14 protein-coding genes and 1 pseudogene are annotated in these 15,909 nt (G+C 68.9%); 10 read left to right on the forward strand and 5 right to left on the reverse strand.

Going from position 1 to position 15,909, the window contains the following annotated elements; all coding sequences use genetic code 11:
• Window positions 1-118: 118 nt before the first annotated feature.
• Both ADK52_RS20575 and ADK52_RS20580 read right to left on the reverse strand, forming a co-directional pair.
• A complete protein-coding gene (locus ADK52_RS20575) occupies window positions 119-1,369 on the reverse strand; it encodes an esterase/lipase family protein (RefSeq protein WP_053691299.1) in 1,251 nt (416 codons plus the stop codon).
• Window positions 1,370-2,892: 1,523 nt separating this feature from the next.
• A complete protein-coding gene (locus ADK52_RS20580) occupies window positions 2,893-3,267 on the reverse strand; it encodes a hypothetical protein (protein WP_053691300.1) in 375 nt (124 codons plus the stop codon).
• A 205-nt stretch (window positions 3,268-3,472) separates the two neighbouring features.
• Between ADK52_RS20580 and ADK52_RS20585 the strand changes: the two genes are divergently transcribed.
• Together ADK52_RS20585 and ADK52_RS42465 are read left to right on the forward strand one after the other, a co-directional pair.
• Entirely contained in the window at window positions 3,473-3,697 is a 225-nt protein-coding gene (locus ADK52_RS20585) for a hypothetical protein (RefSeq protein ID WP_053691301.1), read from the forward strand.
• A gap of 259 nt (window positions 3,698-3,956) precedes the next feature.
• Window positions 3,957-4,133 carry a hypothetical protein gene (locus ADK52_RS42465; protein WP_159045998.1) on the forward strand — a complete coding sequence of 59 codons (177 nt, stop codon included), beginning with the start codon at window positions 3,957-3,959 and terminating at the stop codon, window positions 4,131-4,133.
• Between the two features lie 279 nt (window positions 4,134-4,412).
• On the opposite strand, the gene ADK52_RS20590 is transcribed toward ADK52_RS42465, so the two are convergent.
• Window positions 4,413-4,625 carry a hypothetical protein gene (locus ADK52_RS20590; protein ID WP_053691302.1) on the reverse strand — a complete coding sequence of 71 codons (213 nt, stop codon included), beginning with the start codon at window positions 4,623-4,625 and terminating at the stop codon, window positions 4,413-4,415.
• Window positions 4,626-4,660: 35 nt separating this feature from the next.
• Here ADK52_RS20590 and ADK52_RS20595 point away from each other — a divergent pair, with 35 nt between their 5' ends.
• From ADK52_RS20595 to ADK52_RS20610, 4 genes are all read left to right on the forward strand, one after another.
• On the forward strand, window positions 4,661-5,986 hold the full coding sequence (locus tag ADK52_RS20595) for an erythromycin esterase family protein (RefSeq protein WP_159045999.1): 1,326 nt from the start codon (window positions 4,661-4,663) through the stop codon (window positions 5,984-5,986).
• A gap of 346 nt (window positions 5,987-6,332) precedes the next feature.
• On the forward strand, window positions 6,333-6,809 hold the full coding sequence (locus tag ADK52_RS20600; RefSeq protein ID WP_053691304.1) for a cupin domain-containing protein: 477 nt from the start codon (window positions 6,333-6,335) through the stop codon (window positions 6,807-6,809).
• A 1,058-nt stretch (window positions 6,810-7,867) separates the two neighbouring features.
• Window positions 7,868-8,908, forward strand: coding sequence for an RHS repeat-associated core domain-containing protein (locus tag ADK52_RS20605; protein ID WP_053691305.1), 1,041 nt, complete (start codon window positions 7,868-7,870; stop codon window positions 8,906-8,908).
• Between the two features lie 2 nt (window positions 8,909-8,910).
• Window positions 8,911-9,189 (forward strand): hypothetical protein, encoded by a 279-nt coding sequence (locus ADK52_RS20610; RefSeq protein WP_053691306.1) that lies wholly within the window; start codon window positions 8,911-8,913, stop codon window positions 9,187-9,189.
• 186 nt (window positions 9,190-9,375) lie between these two features.
• On the opposite strand, the gene ADK52_RS20615 is transcribed toward ADK52_RS20610, so the two are convergent.
• The gene (locus ADK52_RS20615) at window positions 9,376-10,299 is read right to left on the reverse strand and encodes an alpha/beta hydrolase (protein WP_053691307.1); all 924 of its coding nucleotides are present in this window, start codon (window positions 10,297-10,299) and stop codon (window positions 9,376-9,378) included.
• Window positions 10,300-10,369: 70 nt separating this feature from the next.
• Between ADK52_RS20615 and ADK52_RS20620 the strand changes: the two genes are divergently transcribed.
• Together ADK52_RS20620 and ADK52_RS20625 are read left to right on the forward strand one after the other, a co-directional pair.
• Complete coding sequence (locus ADK52_RS20620) at window positions 10,370-10,846, forward strand: MarR family winged helix-turn-helix transcriptional regulator (protein ID WP_053691308.1); 477 nt, start codon at window positions 10,370-10,372, stop codon at window positions 10,844-10,846.
• Between the two features lie 355 nt (window positions 10,847-11,201).
• The gene (locus ADK52_RS20625; protein ID WP_053691323.1) at window positions 11,202-11,633 is read left to right on the forward strand and encodes a hypothetical protein; all 432 of its coding nucleotides are present in this window, start codon (window positions 11,202-11,204) and stop codon (window positions 11,631-11,633) included.
• A gap of 458 nt (window positions 11,634-12,091) precedes the next feature.
• Here the strand turns inward: ADK52_RS20625 and ADK52_RS20630 are convergent, their stop codons facing one another.
• On the reverse strand, window positions 12,092-12,433 hold the full coding sequence (locus ADK52_RS20630; protein ID WP_053691309.1) for a HopJ type III effector protein: 342 nt from the start codon (window positions 12,431-12,433) through the stop codon (window positions 12,092-12,094).
• Between the two features lie 304 nt (window positions 12,434-12,737).
• Here ADK52_RS20630 and ligA point away from each other — a divergent pair, with 304 nt between their 5' ends.
• On the forward strand, window positions 12,738-14,807 hold the full coding sequence (ligA, locus tag ADK52_RS20635; RefSeq protein ID WP_053691310.1) for an NAD-dependent DNA ligase LigA: 2,070 nt from the start codon (window positions 12,738-12,740) through the stop codon (window positions 14,805-14,807).
• Between the two features lie 54 nt (window positions 14,808-14,861).
• A pseudogene (locus ADK52_RS20640) lies at window positions 14,862-15,814 on the forward strand (IS630 family transposase); the annotation flags it as partial.
• Between the last annotated feature and the right edge of the window lie 95 nt (window positions 15,815-15,909).

Raw genomic sequence — 15,909 nt, forward strand, 5'->3', positions numbered from 1 at the left:
GCCGGGAGGCTCTGCGTTGCTCACTGTCCCGCCGCGGGATCTCCTTCCAGCACACGAAGTACTGGAAGGAGTCCCGGGACCCGGGGGCGGCTGGAGCCCCTACCGTCGTGGCAGCGGGCTATTCGCCCTGGAGCTTGGTCAGGATCCACTCGCCGAGTTCCTCGGTCATCAGGGTGTGTCCCTCGTTGTCACTGGCGCACATGAAGGCGTCGAGTTCGCTGTCGGCGGGGTCGATCTTGCTGTACAGCGTGTCGTGGTCGTCGATGTCGCCGGCCGCCACTGCGCTGACGCTCGGGACGAACGTGCTGGTGTTGTACGTGAGTTCGGCCGGCTGGCCTTCGAGAAGCCCGGCCAGAAAGGCGGCGGTGCCGAAGTTTCCGGGGTGACCCGGAAGGTTGTGCGCTTCGGGGAACAGGCCGCCGGGAGCGCCGTCGATGTCGGGCAGGCCGCGGGTGGTGATCCGGATCTCGGGGGTCTCGGCCTTCTTCAGGACGGCGACGACCTGTTCTCCCGTGTTCTGCGTGTCCAGACGGGTGCCCGTCAGCTCCTGACCGGTGGTCCGCATCGCCGTCACACCGGCCGGGATGTTGTTCCCGGCGCCGGTGCCCATCCCGTTTCCGACACCGAGCCGGCGTACGCCCTCGGGCCAGCTGCCGACCCGTTCGAGCTCGGCGAGGAAGTCGATGCGAGCCCGGTCCTGGCGGGGCTCGGCCTCGACGGTACCGATGTGCCAGCGCAGCAGTTCTCGGGCGGCCGGGCTGTTGACCAGGACGGAGAAGCTGCCGAGGAGTTCACCGAACCCCGGGATCGAGCCCCAGTTGTCCTTCACCCAGTGCGCGAACGCCTGTACCGCGATGGGGAGCCAGGCGCCGCGGTGAGGGGTGTCGTAGGAGAGGTAGGTCGAGGTCTCGGGGTCGTCACCGTCGTGCTGCATCTTCGCGAGGGCGTAACGCGTGACTAGCCCACCCATACTGAAGCCGCCGACCGTCAGCTTGGCGGTCCCTTCGCGGTTGTCGATCGCCTTCTTGATGCACTGGATCGCCACGTCGGCGTTGTCGATGATGGACGCGGACCGCTCTTCGAAGCCGAGGAGAACCAGGTCGAAGCCGGCCTCCCGCAGCGAGGAGACGAAGGGGTACTCGCCGTTCTCCAGGGCGTTCCACAGGGCGTCGGGATCGCTCTTCCCGCCGGAGAACCCGTCGGAGAGGATCACCGGCTTCCTGACCCGGCTCTGGCCCGGCGTGCTGTAGAACACCCAGGCGGTTCCCCCTTCGAGTGGCCACGTGGCGTCCCACGCGGAAGTCCTCGGGTAGGCGGGCTGAGCGCCCGGCATGGCGTTGTCCCAGATGCTCACAACAGGCATGGACATGAATCCAGTTCCTCTCCCTCGTGGTGCGGCCGGGCTGCGCCACCCGTGAGGCCGCTGCTTTCAGGGCGAAAGCGGAACCCATGATTGCGAGGCTCGGATCCCGCTACCAGCGGATCCACACCACGTCACTCTTTCGACCCGACGCCCTTTCTGTGCAGGTCACAGGGCTGGAAGGGAAGAAACGATGATTCGGGCCCGAGGTCCCGGGAGCATTCGGCCGGGCGTGAACCACGGCTGAGAGACGGCTTCGAGCGCCCCCCGGTATTACGGGCATACCGTGATGTTGGTCGGCCGCGTGCGTCGACCAGAGAGCGGTGACCGCGATGTGCATGGCGGTCAGTGACTGGGTGTACACAAGGGGTCGTGATCAAGCCACTGGCCAGCTGTTATGTCCCGGAAAGCGCGGAGGGCCCGAGATCGGGAGACGGGGCACCACCGAAGCGGTCACCGGCACCCCGGCCCGTTCCGGGCCGTTCGTTCCCGGCCGGTACGACGCGGCGGGCCGGCTGCGCGCGGCCGGCCGGACCGTACCGCTGCGCCCGAGGCGTCCCGGGAGTTCGGTGGACCGGGCTGATCGTCGCCACGCACACCGACCCCGCCTGGTTCACCAAACCCAGACGGGCCATGGGCCAAGCGATGTAAGTACGGGTACTCATGCGCGACTTGTGAGCGTCGCCTACTTTCGCGAGGTGACCACACATTCGACGGGACAACCGCACACGTCCGGCCGGGGACTGTCCTGCTGCCTTCTGTTCGCTGCTCTGCCGGTCGTCTGGATCCTCGCCGCTTCAGTCCTGCCGGAACGGGTCTTTTTGTTCCCGCTCTGGGTGGGGGCCGTGATCTGGAACGGAACGGATGGCCGAGGCGGTATCAGCCACTTGTTCACCTGACAGCAGGCAGGACAGCTTTCCTCAGTGGCTGGCGCCAAGCCCCTGCGTACGCAACAGAAGGCTCCTCATCATCGGTCGCTGCGACGCTGGGCTCCCGGCGCGTGGACGGTACGGGGATGCGCGAAGGCGAGGGTCCCGGTGGCGGTGGCTGGTGTCAGCGTCGGGCGTCAACTCTCGCCCGCGCTTGTCACGCGGGATGGCGAACGCTGGGCTTCTGATGCCGGGCGGTGGCCGGGCGTGGCTATGGTCGCTTCAGTCCGCGTCGATAGGGCGTGCGCGGGCGAGGCCCGGTGACCAGAGCGCTCTGGCGGTAGTAACACCGGGCCGCCCAAAACATCGCTGAGACGCAGCGTTTTGGCAGCAGGCCTTCGCGCGTGGGGTGCTGCCTGGCCGTCGCCGGAGGTGCGACGCTCGCACGCTGTCCCCAGGGTGGGACGGGAGCAGGGTTCACGGGACCCTGGAACGGCCTTCCATTCCTTCAGTCGCTCGCCCGCAAGCCCTGACTCGAAGCAGCCCCGGTTGGCAGGGCAGCTCCCCTCTGCTACCCGCGCCCAGGACTGGCCGGGGGTGACCGGTCGCCTCTCCGAGGCCACCGGTCGCCCCCGCTTTCGAGAGAGTTTCTGACGCGGGTGCCTATCCGGCGGCCGGACGTCCTTCAACGGGCTGGTCGAATCGGACCGAGCGCACGAGGAGGTGGTCGGACGCCTGGCGGCCGTGGGGCTTGAGCCGCCACTCGTCGCCGTCGCAGTTGGTGTCCGTGTAGACGGTCACCCAGGCGTCGGTCTCGTTGTGCGGGGCGTAGCCGGGCGGGTACTTGTAGGAGTCGACGGCGTAGAGGTTGATGCACTCGCCGCTGCGCGGGTCGGGCAGGGTGACGCTCAGTTCGTCGCCGGCGGCGTCGCTGAACTTGTAGTGGAACTCGCCGGTGGCGGCCAGCGCCGACCCGGACATCGACAGGGTGAGCGCGAGGGCGCCGAGGGCGGCGGCGACGGTGTTGCGGAGCTTCATACGGGGTGGATCCCTTCTGAAGATGATCAAGGGTCACTGCGGGGCCGACCCTAAGAGGGCCGCGCCAGGCGAATCGATCCGCCGCGGGCCACACACGCGGCGCGTCCCCCATCACCACTCGTTCGGGTCAGCTGGTCCACCGGCCGGGCCGTGCCGATCGTGCTGGAACTCGCGCTGATGGCCGCCAACGCCGCACTCTGGAGGTATGGCGGATCAGACGGAGATCGTGGTCCACCCGGTGTCGCCGCAGGGCGGGCGCAAAGTCACTGTGCATGCGCTCGGTGTGGACGCGGACCTTGGCCGGGCGTTTACGCCTGGGGATGTGTCGGAGTTCCTGCGCCGGGCCGGTCTGGAGGATGTGGATCTGTCCGAGGACGGGCCGATCCGGTGGGAGGGGGGCGGCCCCGAAGTGTGGACGGGCGGCATCTGACGCCGTCGGGCACCTTGCCCGCCGCGATGGGGAGCCCGAGCAATGCAGGCTCACGCGGGATGGCGGGCTGACAAAGCGTCTTCACGACGCTGGGCTGGCTGCCCGGTGCCCACACATCCGGCTAGGACGCCAGGCAGGGTCCGGTCAGGTCAGTACCACCGAGCGCCGTGGACGCTGACGACACCGAGCCCGAAGCCTGGTCTGGGCCGCTGACGGTCACCCGGGCGGACCGCAGGTCACCCTCCGCCACTCGTGGGTCATGGCTGAGGAGATCGAGGTCGTCAAGCAGGGGCCGCGCCACTGCGGCCCCACACGAGCCGCCAGTGTGAGCGGATCGTACGAAGCCGTCGACCGCAGCCAGCCGGTGCCGGAGCCGCGCGACGTCCCCTCGGTGTCCGGCCGCAACCGGATACCGAGCCGGGAGGCCAGGCGGTAACAGCGGCAGCACCAGCGTCGCCGCGGGAGGCCTGCGGAGCACTGTGCGCGCCACGACTTCTGCTCCGTGGTGCGCCCAGTGCACTCCACCCCTCAGGGCTGCCACTCGGCGGCAAGGCTGGGGAGTACGAGCTTCGGCTGCCCGAGAGTGCCACCACCCTCAAGGCCGTCCTGCCGGGGGAGGCGGGCGGGGATGCCGGAGGAGCCCACCCGGAGATGCCCATACGGCAGGACTCCTACGCCGGCGGAGGCTTGGAGGACGCCTCGTTTGGTAGGGAACTCACATACCGCGTTCTGGGCCGTACACCTCGCGGGTCCGCTGGTCCGGTCCTGTGGGCAGATGCTCCAAGAGGACGGGGCCGGGGTAGCGGGCCGCGCTGTCCCAGCCGGCCATCTCTTCGCCGATCAGGTTGCGGTACGGCCACTCGGCGAATTTCCTGGGGTGGCCGGCCCAGTCGCCCTCCGAGCCGAGACGGTCCTTGCGGAGCGCCACTTCGCGTGTAGTCGCCGATTGTTAGGGTCGTGATCATGGACCTCGATGCTCCGACGCCCCTTGCCGAATGGACCGCCCGTAACGCCGCGTTGCTTTCCGCTTCCGCTTCCGCTTCCGGTGCTGATGCCGGTGCCGATGCCCCGGCTGACGATCTGGTGCCGTTGGGTCGTCTCGTAGGTAATGCACGGGTGGTCGCCCTGGGTGAAAGCTCTCACCTGATACGCGAGTACGGACTGTTACGCGACCGAATGCTGCGCTTCCTGATCCACGAGTACGGATTCACCGTCTACGCCCTGGAGCTTTCGACCGTCTCCGGCCGGGCCGTCGATGCGTGGACGCGAGGCGGCGACGGAGATCTCGATGCCCTGCTCGCTCCCCATGCCGGCGGCTACCCGAGCCAGTCGGCCGAAGGCCGCGACACCCTGCGGTGGCTGCGCGATCACAACACCACAGCAACGCGCCCGGTACACGTCGCCGGACTCGACGTACCCGCGGCCGGCGGCTCGCTGGCTCCGGTCCTTGAACCGGTAGCCCGCAGCCTGGCCGGCATCGACCCCCGCGGAGCTCGCCAAGCCCGAACCGCCCTTGAGCTCTCAGAGCCACTTGCAGGAGGCTCGGGACTTGCCTCGGCCCAGGCGCGTCTCGGCCTGGACACCGCGGTCCAGGACCGCCTTTCGTCGGCGCTCGGTCAACTACTCAACCGCGTCACGGTGATGCGCGAGACGTACATCGATTTCATGGGACGCACCCTGTACGAGGATGTGGTCCAGGACGTCTGGGCGGCGTGGCGTACGGACCAGATGCAGCGTGCGATGGCTGCGCTGTTCGACGGGAAGCCGGATGCCGTCGACCTCTCCGCCCGCGACCGCTACCTCGCTGACAGCGTGCTGAAGCTACTCGAGCGATCCGCCCCCGATGCCCGCATCGTGTTGACCGCGCACAACGCCCACATCCCGCGCACGACCAATCCTGAGGGCACGCCCTTGCCTCGTGTGCCCATGGGGCACGCCCTCGCACGGCAGCTCGGACAGGACTACGTCTCAGTGGCGATGACCAGTGGCGGCGGCAGGACCGTGAAGAACGAGCTTGATCCGGCTCACCCCGCCGGGATGCGCCAGAGCGCGATCGACGCCCCTGCGGTGGTACCCAACAGTGTGGAGGCGCTGTTCGCAGCAACGTCAACAGCACCCGGCATGGTCGACACCCGGGTCATGCGTGCGCACGCACGACAGCATGGTCTGCCGGAGCCGACTCAGATGCGCATGGACGACGGCTTCCTGCCGGTGGCGGCCTTGGACGCCTACGACGCAGTCGTCTGTGTTCCACGCACCACGCTCAGCGCGGACCTTACGGGTAGCTGAACCTCATGCCCAGAGCCCGCGCCGAACGCGGAGGCGCAGCGGGCGCAGCGGCGGTCACCATGTGGGCCGGGCAGCGTCTACTACTTCGATGCGGCCATGGTCTGATGCAGGTCGCTGCGGCGATCGCCCTCCCTCAGACAGTCACGGTCCCCTCACCCACCAACCGGGCACCCGGCTACACGACCGGACGCACGGCGGAATGCGGCAACGGGTCGCGGGTCATTTGTGCGGTAGCCGCGCGCGTGCCTGTGGCCAGAAGAGCCTGGGGCTCTGAGAGTATTGACGTGGGCTGGCACAAGACCGCAACCGTGTACTGCGTACCGACTTCGTTGACCGGGAGAGAAGCATGACCATCAAGGACATCGGGCCGGATCATCAAAGCTTCGACCTTGAGAAGGCGACGCTTGAGAACACGAACTATCGCGCGGTCGCCTGGTCTGGGAAGTACCTTCAGTTGACCCTCATGTCGATCCAGGTGGGTGAGGACATCGGCTTGGAGGCGCACCCGGAGACCGACCAATTCCTGCGGATCGACGCAGGCCGGGGCCGCGTCCAGATGGGCCGCACGAAGGATCGACTCGACTTCGACCGGAAGGTCGAGGACGGCTGGGCCATCTTCGTGCCCGCCGGCACTTGGCACAACGTCACCAACATCGGTGAGGAGACCCTGCAGCTCTACGCCGTCTACGCGCCGGTCCACCACGCGTCGGGCAAGATCCAGGCGACAGCTGCCGACGCGGAGCGCGACGAGGACTCGGGCGACGACGAGCCGCCCAGCTGGTCGGTCCAGCCTGCCCAGCAGCCATCGGACAAGCACGCCTGACCAGCGAGGGCTTATCGCGACAGACCCACTCGCCACCCACCTGGGTAACGGCGTGACACCAGGAACAGGACCGGACCCGCTCCGTCGAGCCCGAGGTGGGTCGGAGCTCGTCGCCGGGTCGCAGCGGTGGCCGGTGTCCCGGCAGTCCCCGGTGTGGTGGCGGCTCAGGGGCCGGCCGACACCGATCCCGCACCTTCCCGGCCATGCCGGGGGCTCGCGTGGCGGCTTCTGCCGGGCGGTGGCGGCCTCGCGCTCGGACCATCGGCTCTCAGCACCGCGTAGGTGAGCCCGAAGAACGCGTCCGCCCGGTTGTAGCGGCAGTGGCAGAACCGGCCCCTCGTCGTTGCACGCGCCGCGCCCGCCCCGCGCCCGCCCCCGCCCTGGCCCACGGCGGGGGAAGAGCTGTTGCCCGGTGCTGCGGACGGAACGGTGCCGGGGGGAGGGAGATCGTCGGACAGCCACCCTCGGCCATTTGTTCGAGTTGCACTCCGCCATGGCCGGCCTGCGACAGATGATCTGTCTGTTTCCACCACCTCTCCCCGCGGCAACGCAACCGTGTACGCCCACGACGCGGTCGGCAACCGTACGTCCTGCGCAAGTGGAACGGCGACGGCAAGGGCAACCTGACGGGTGCCGCCATCACGACGGGCCCGCCCGGCGGCGACAAGGTCGCTTACGGCTATGACGCCGACGGGCGGCGCACCAGTCAGTCCGGCTCCGCGGGCACCATCACCTACGGCTACGACCCGGACGGGAGGCTGACGAGCAGTACGCTCCCGACAGCCAACGGCCACGTCGAGAACCGGGCGTACGACAACGCGGGCCGGCTCACCTCCATCACCAACACCAAGGGCGGCAACGTCCTTTCGGGATGGCAGCTCACTCTCGACGATGCCGGCCGAGCCACCCGAATCGCCGCGACCCGCGCCGGCCAGTCGTCGAGCTACCAGTACTACGGATACGACAGCGCCGGCCGGCTCCTCACGGACTGCACCTCGACCACGCAGGCCGCGACCTGCCCGGACCTCGCTGCCGCCACCACCTACGCCTACGACTCCGTGGGCAACCGTACGACCCAGACCAAGGGCGGCAGCGCCACCCACTACACGTACGACGCCGCCGACCAACTCACCAACGCCGCCGCGGGGGCCACCAACCGCGCCTTCACCTACGACGCCGACGGAAACCAGACGTCGGACGGCGCCAACACCTTCGGCTACGACGCGAAGAACCAGCTCATCTCCGTCACCGCCGGCGCGGATACGTACACCTTCGCGTACGACACCGACGGCTACCGCACCAAGGCGGCCAAGAACGGCACGGCGCTGCGCACCTCCTCCTGGGACGTCAACGCGGACCTGCCCGCCATCGGTGCCGAGTACGACGCCGCTGGAACACGGACCGCCGAATACCAGTACAACCCGCTCGGCCAGATCCAGGCCGAGACCATCGGCGGCAGCGGCTACTTCCTGCACCACGACCAGCTCGGCTCCGTCACCGACGTGACCGACGCGGGCGGCGCGGCGCGGATCCGCTACGGCTACAGCGCGTTCGGTGAAGCCACCAGGACCGACACGGCAGCGAACCCACCCGCCAATCCCTTCACCTACACGGGCGCCTACGCCGAGCCCGCGACCAGCGCGGCCGGCTACTACCTGCGGGCCCGCAACTACGACCCCACCACCGGCCGGCTCACCGGAACCGACCCGGCGGCCCTTCCGGCCGGAAAGCCGTACGTCTCGGCGTACGCGTACGCCGACAACTCGCCCACCCGCTTCACCGACCCGACCGGCCGCACCCCGGACGACGGCAAGTTGCCCGTTGCCGGGGCGGACATGCCGCTGACCCGTGCCCAGATGTCCGAGAGGACCGGCAAGCCCTGGGTCAAGATGAACGGGGCCACCCCGCTGGTGAACCAGATGCTCCGCTGGGGGCCCGGGGCGCGAGCCATCGTCGGGGCATGGCCGAAGCAAGGCATCGGGCACTATTACAACGTGATCAATACAGACGGAAAGGTCATCTTCCTCGACTTCCAGAACGGGAAACCCAGGCCGTTCGTGGACCGGTACGACGAGTGGTACATCATGAGGACGAACTGACCATGCTCACCGTTGAAGAAGCCCTGAAGGTGGCGTCGGATGTCCTGGCTGAGGACAGCCAGGGCTGGGACTCCTCGGACGTGCGCGTCATTCCGGAAGCCGCCTTCGTCGAACAGGGCCGGCTCATCGTCCCGTACGACCACACGGACTACCTCGACAGCGGGCAGGACGACATGCGCCTCGCAGGCAACCTGCCGTACGCCGTCGACCTGAACTCGGGTGAGTGTTCGGTCCTCACATGGGACGAAGTCGAGGACTTCGCGGAGCGCAACCTGTTCTGACAAGCTCACCTTGTGCTCCGAATGACGCCCCACACCTGGCTCCACGGGTGTGGGGCGTCATCTGTTGGGCCTGCCCGGCCGGTCCGGGGACCTGCCACATCCCGGTGGCGGTGAAGCACGGACGCGCCTGTTCACCGCGGAGGTCGGAGCCGTCCAGCCGGCTGTATGGCCAGAGGGCTCCGACCTTTACCGGGCGGACTTGGCCGCAGTGCCGGGAATGCGGACGTGCTGCGTGAGGAAGAGGGCTGCCCGGTCCAGTGCCTGGTCGGCCTCGTCGAGCACGCCGGCGAAGGACTGGAACACGTGGGGTACGTCGGCGGTGATGTCGAGGATCACGTCCACTCCGGCCGCGCGGGCGCGGGCGGCCATGCGGGTGGAGTCGTCCAGGAGCACTTCGTCGGTGCCCACCTGGAGGAGCATCGGTGGGAAGCCCGTCAGGTCGGCGAGGACGGCGGGGCTGAGCATGGGCTGGTGCGGGTCGGCTCCCGCCAGGTACATGGCCCCGGTGCGTCCCAGGCTCTCGCGGGTGAAGAACGGGTCGATGCCTGCCTTGGAGTCCATGCTCTCGCCCGTCCGGGTGGCGTCGAGGCCGGGGGAGAAGGCCACGATCGCGGCGGGCATCGGGAGACCGGCGTCGCGGGCGGCGAGGCAGGTGGTGACGCTGAGGCCGCCGCCGGCGGAGTCCCCGGCGAACGCGATGGCCGAAGGGTCTTCGCCGCTGTCGAGGAGGGCGCGGTAGGCGCTCAGCGCGTCCTCGATCGCGGCCGGGAACGGGTGCTCGGGGGCGAGCCGGTAGTCCGGCGAGTACGCCGTGAACCCGGTCCTGGCCACGAGGTTCCCCGTGAGCGACAGCGCGGTCTCCGGGGAGCCGAACACCCAGCCGCCGCCGTGGAAGTACAGGATCGTCCCGGTGCGCTTCTCGGTGCCCGGTTCGACGTACAGCGCCGGTCGGTCGCCGAGCGTCGTCTCGGTGATGCGGAGGCCGTCCGGGACGACCATCGGGGCCATCATCGCCTTGAATCCGGCTCGGATCGCCTCGACCGACTGGGGGCCGTCGAGCCGGGGCTGCCGCAGCATCGCGCTGACCTGCGTGCGCTGTTCCTTGCTCATGACGCGTGCTCCTGCCGTAAGTAGCTTCTTCCGCACTATATGCCGCGGCATCTAACGTAGACTATATGCCATGGCATCTAAAGTGAGCGGTGAGACGGTCGACCTCCCGAGCTTCTTCGCCGACCTCGTCCGATGTGAGACGCGTCTGTACAACGCCCTCAACGACCGTCTCCGCGAGCGGCACGGGATCGTCACGTCCCAATTCGAGTTCCTGCGCCACCTCCGCGACCACCCCGGGGCCCGGGTGGCGGATCTGGCGGCCGAGTTCGCCGTCGGCATCGGGTCCACCAGCAAGGGCGTCGACCGACTGGAGCGGCAGGGATGGGTCGCCCGCATGCCGAACCCGTCGGATCGCCGGTCGTCACTGTTGGAACTGACCGACGAGGGCCTGCAGTTGGTCGACGCGGCGGAAGGTACCTTTGCCGAGCGGTTGGCCGAGTTGATCGCAGATGCACTCAAGGCGTCCCCCATGACGGCCGCCGCGCAGGCCCTCTCGGAGCTGCGTTCCGTCCTGGAACGCGACCAGATCGGCACGCCCACGGGCTGACGCCTTTCGCAACCCCGACGAAGAGGGCGGTCGGCCTCTTGGGCTTCAGGCGGACGTTGTTGACGTTCCTGGGCGCGACGCCTCCTTCGTGAAGACGAGGCATCCATCGAGCGGACCGGAGACGGGCGGCACACGGTCCCGGAGAAGACCGACAGCCAGGCCGCCCGCCTGCGCAACGGCTCACGCGGCGGACGACCACCCGGCTTCGACGAGGCTCCGTACAAGAATCGCAACACCGCCGAACGGGCCGCCCGGGCACGTCCTGGGCGGCGGACTCCGCGTACGGAAGGAGCCCCGACGGCTCCGGGTCCGAAACCGATTGCCCTCGGTACCCGGCACGGTGTGACATGTGGGCATGAGCAGAATGGCGCAGGTCATCGTGTTGGCGCGATACGAGGACGAGGTGATGGAGCCGCTGACGCGGCCGGACGAGGCCCGCACCTGGCACGGCTGCTTTGCGCGGATACCCTGGTTCGTAGGGGGCTGGCACATCGAGTTCGAGCGGTGGAACCGGCGCCGCGGCGTGCTCAAGGACCTGGAGTCCCTGCCGTGGAACGAGCCCGCCTGCGTACAGGTCATGCTGCACGACGAGGACGACGACCTGTTCGGTCTGTGGATGTTCCGCGGCGGAGCCCTCGTCGAGGTGGGCATCCCCGGCACCCAGCGGGTGCACATCGCTGCCCCGCCATGGGACGTGGACCCCGGCTTCCTGGTCCGGACCGGCCTGGGCAGGGGAGAAGACCGGCACTCGCCAGAGCACGTACAAGACCCGCGGTCGTGCTGGTGACCCGGCGCAGACCCGGGCCAGACAGGTACTGAAGTCGCCCTTGCCGGTCCTGCCCGTGGCCGGACCGGTTTCATCTGGCTCCGAACATGATCGGCCGGACAAGCCTTGGTCGGTGACCGGCTCCCACTGGTCTTTCTGGCGGGTAGAAGTCCGCCACCCGGTCGAGGGCTGATCGCGCGGTCTCGGACGGAGCCACCGCTCGGAAACGCACCGAGCTCAGTTGCACGACGGGAAGCGGTTCGGCTCCATGGGGAAGTCCACCGGCGCTGCCTTCACACCGCGGGCCGGACGCTGCGAGCACATGCCGGCCGTGCGCGGCGCTGGCCTCGGCAAGCCCCAGCCCCAGCCCCAGCCCGAGCCGCCGCTGTAGGCAGTGCTGCCGGCGACCGCGGCACGAGGCGAGGCCGCCAGGACGGGGCGGTGGAGGTGACCTTTGGTACTCGCCCGGATTTCGTTGTTCAGCTCTTGCGGGCCAGCGGTTGCCCGGCGAAGCTCACCCCTGCCAGGCCGTGGACCATGAGGTTGCGAATGTTGCCGTGATCAGTGTCTTCCGGCGTCGCCAGCACACTGCGATAGTGCTCACCGAATGCCAGCAGAGCCTCTTGGTCGCTCAGCCCTTCCAGCAGGGCCAGCCCCAGCGTCTTGCAGGAACCCTCGTTCTCACCCGTGGCATTCTCCAGTTCCCCGTTGCGGAACGCCTGCGGCTGGTACTCGTAATGTGCGGCGACGAAGGCCAGGGTGTCGGCGAACTCGTGCTCGCCGGACGCAAGGCTTGCCCGCAGCGAGTTCAGATCAGTCATGGTGGTTTCCCCCTGGGGTGAGCAGACGTTCCGATCGCCGTCCGTGACCGGACGACGATACCTCCCTCATGGCCAGCCGGCAGGAATCGCTCCACATGTCGGAACGGCGCCATCCTCGCAGGTCACGGTGTGCGTCCGTGCGACCCGCCGCGAGCCGTTTTCGGTCCGGGTGATCGGCCGGGAGGACGGTGCTGATGCTGATCAGCAGCTGTTGCCGTTCCCGCCCCGTGCCGCAGGGCGGCTCGGTTGCGGGGTGGCGGCAAGGCGGGGTCGGGCGGTGGCATTGTCAGTGGGGGGCAGGATGATGACGTTCATGACCGAAAACAGTGCTCTGCTCTCTCCTGCCGCCTACGTGAAGGCCGTGACCACCGCCGTGGCGGCGTCGGCCGCGTACTACGGCGACGGGACCACCCCGCTCGGTGACGACGAGTACGACGGCCTGCTGCGCGCCATCGCGGCCTACGAGGAGGCCCACCCGGACGAGGTGCTCGCCGAGTCGCCGACCGGGAAGGTGGCGGGCGGGGCTGTGCAGGGTGACGTGCCGCACTCGGTGCCGATGCTCTCCCTCGACAACGTCTTCGACGCCGACGAGCTCGCCGAGTGGGCCGCAGGGCTGGAACGGCGTCTGGGGCACCCTGTGGCCGGGTGGTGTGTGGAGCCGAAGCTCGACGGCCTCGCGGTGGCCGCCCGGTACCGGGGTGGTCGGCTCATGCAGGTCCTCACCCGCGGCGACGGCCTGGCCGGCGAGGACATCACCCACGCCGCCGACGCCGTCCTCGGTCTGCCCCCGGTACTCACCCAGCCGATCGATGTCGAGCTGCGCGGCGAGGTGCTCCTGACGACCGCGCAGTTCGAGGAAGCCAACCGGATCCGGCTCGCCCACGCGGCCACGCCCTTCGCGCACCCGCGCAGCGGAGCAGCCGGCACGCTGCGGGCCAAGGACCGCCCCTACCGGATCGAGTTGACCTTCTTCGCCTACAGCGCGATCGGCCTGGACGACCTCGGCCACGTCGCTCTGCTGGAGAACCTGGCCGCGCTCGGCGCGAACACGGCCGCCAGCACGGCCGCCGCCCCGATGCGATGCGAGACCGTGGAGCAGGTGCAGGAACGCATCGACATGATCGCCGGCCTGCGCGGCGACCTGCCGTTCGGGATCGACGGTGTCGTCGTCAAGGCCGACACGGCCGAGGACCAGCGGCAGGCCGGCAACGGCTCGCGCGCCCCGAGGTGGGCGGTGGCCCGGAAACTGGCGGCCGAACACAAGGTGACGCGCCTGCTGGCGGTGGAGTGGAACGTCGGCCGGACCGGGATCATCGCCCCGCGCGCCGTCCTGGAGCCCGTGGTCATCGACGGGGTGACGGTCACCTACGCCACGCTTCACAATCCGTCCGACATCACCCGTCGCGGGCTCATGATCGGCGACCAGGTGTTCGTGTACCGGGCCGGCGACGTGATTCCCCGGGTCGAGGCGCCGCTGGCCGACCAGCGCACCGGCGCCGAGAGCCCGATCGTCTTCCCCGAAGCGTGCCCCCGCTGTGGCGACGCGATCGACACCTCCGAGCAGCGGTGGCGGTGCGTGCGCGGCCGGAGCTGTCAGGCCGTGGCCTCGGTGATCTACGCGGCCGGCCGGGACCAGCTCGACATCGAAGGTCTCGGCGGCACGCGCGCGGTCCAGCTGGTGGAGGCCGGTCTGGTCAAGGACGTCGCCGACCTGTTCACGCTGACCCGCGAGCAGCTCCTGGGCCTGGAGCGGATGGGTGAGACCAGCGCCGCCAACCTCCTGGCCGCGATCGAGACCGCCCGCGGGGCCGCATTGAGCCGCGTGTTCTGCGCCCTCGGTGTCCGCGGCACCGGGCGCACGATGTCCCGCCGGATCGCCGCGCACTTCGGCTCGATGGCCGCGATCCGGGCCGCCGACGCCGACACGCTGGCCGAGGTCGACGGCATCGGCACCGAGAAGGCCCGCGTCATTGCGGCCGAACTCGTCGAACTCGCCCCGCTCCTCGACAGACTCCAGGCCCAGCAGGTCGGCACGCAGGTCACCGAGCCGCAGAAGCCCTCGACCGACGGAGACGACGGAGACGACGGAAACGACGGCGAGGACTCGGCGGGCGGCCCGCTGGCCGGACAGGCCGTCGTGGTGACCGGCTCCATGACCGGCGCCCTTGCGGTGCTGTCCCGGAACGAGATGAACGAGCTGATCGAGCGGGCCGGCGGAAAGGCATCGTCGTCGGTGTCCAAGCGCACCACCCTCGTGGTGGCGGGCGAGAAGGCGGGCTCCAAGCGCACCAAGGCCGAAGAACTGGGCATCCGCATCCTCGACCCCGAGGAATTCGCCGTCCTCGTCGCCGGTCTCCTCCCCACCACCTCGTGACCTGAGTCGTAGGTTCGGTATGAGTCGTCCGGGTCCGAAGCTCGAGTCCGCGGAGGGCACTCGATCGCGGAAGTGTCGCGTCGTCTGGGGATCGCCGCTGACACGGTCCGCACCTGGCGCCGCCGGTTCGTCGAGCGCGGCCTGGAGGGCATGCACGACGAGCCACGGCCCGGTGTCCCGAGGAAGATCACCGACGCGAACGTCGAGCGGGTGATCGTCAAGACCCTGGAGGAGACGCCGAAGAACGCGACGCACTGGTCGACCAGGTCGATGGCCGCGGCCACGGGGATGTCGCAGTCGGCGATCTCCCGGATCTGGCGGGCGTTCGCCCTGGCCCCGCACCGTTCGCAGACGTTCAAGCTGTCGACGGATCCGCTGTTCATCGACAAGGTCCGCGATGTCGTCGGTCTCTCTCTCGACCCGCCGGAGAGGGCCCTGGTCCTCTGTGTGGACGAGAAGTCACACATCCAGGCCCTGGACCGGTCCCAGCCGGTCCTGCCGATGATGCCGGGCGTCCCCGAACGCCGCAGCCACGACTACATCCGCGCCGGCACCACCACCCTGTTCGCAGCCCTCGAGGTCTCCACCGGCAAGGTCATCGGTTCCCTCGACCGCCGCCACCGGGCCGCCGAGTTCAAGAAGTTCCTCGCCAAAGTGGACAAGGCGGTCCCCGACGGGCTGGAGGTCCACCTGATCCTGGACAACTACGCGACCCACAAGACGCCCGACATCAAGCGGTGGCTGCTGGCCCACCCAAGGTTCCACCTGCACTTCACGCTGACCAGCGCGTCCTGGCTGAACCTGGTGGAGCGGTGGTTCGCCGAACTCACGCAAAAGAAGCTCAAGCGGGGCGTGCACCGCTCCGTCCAGGCCCTCGAACGCGACATCCGGGCCTGGCTGGGCGACTGGAACGACCAGCCAGGCCCTTCGTCTGGACGAAGACCGCCGACGAGATCCTCGACAAAGTCGCCTCCTACTGCCACCAAATCTCTGACTCAGGTCACTAGGAGTTGTCGTCAAAGTGTCACGCCCACATCAGGAGCGATGCGAGGGTGACGGCTGCTTGGTAGGCCTGGGCGGTCTTGTCGTACCTGGTGGCGAT

Source organism: Streptomyces sp. WM6372, from assembly GCF_001279655.1.
Taxonomy (GTDB): Bacteria; Actinomycetota; Actinomycetes; order Streptomycetales; family Streptomycetaceae; genus Streptomyces.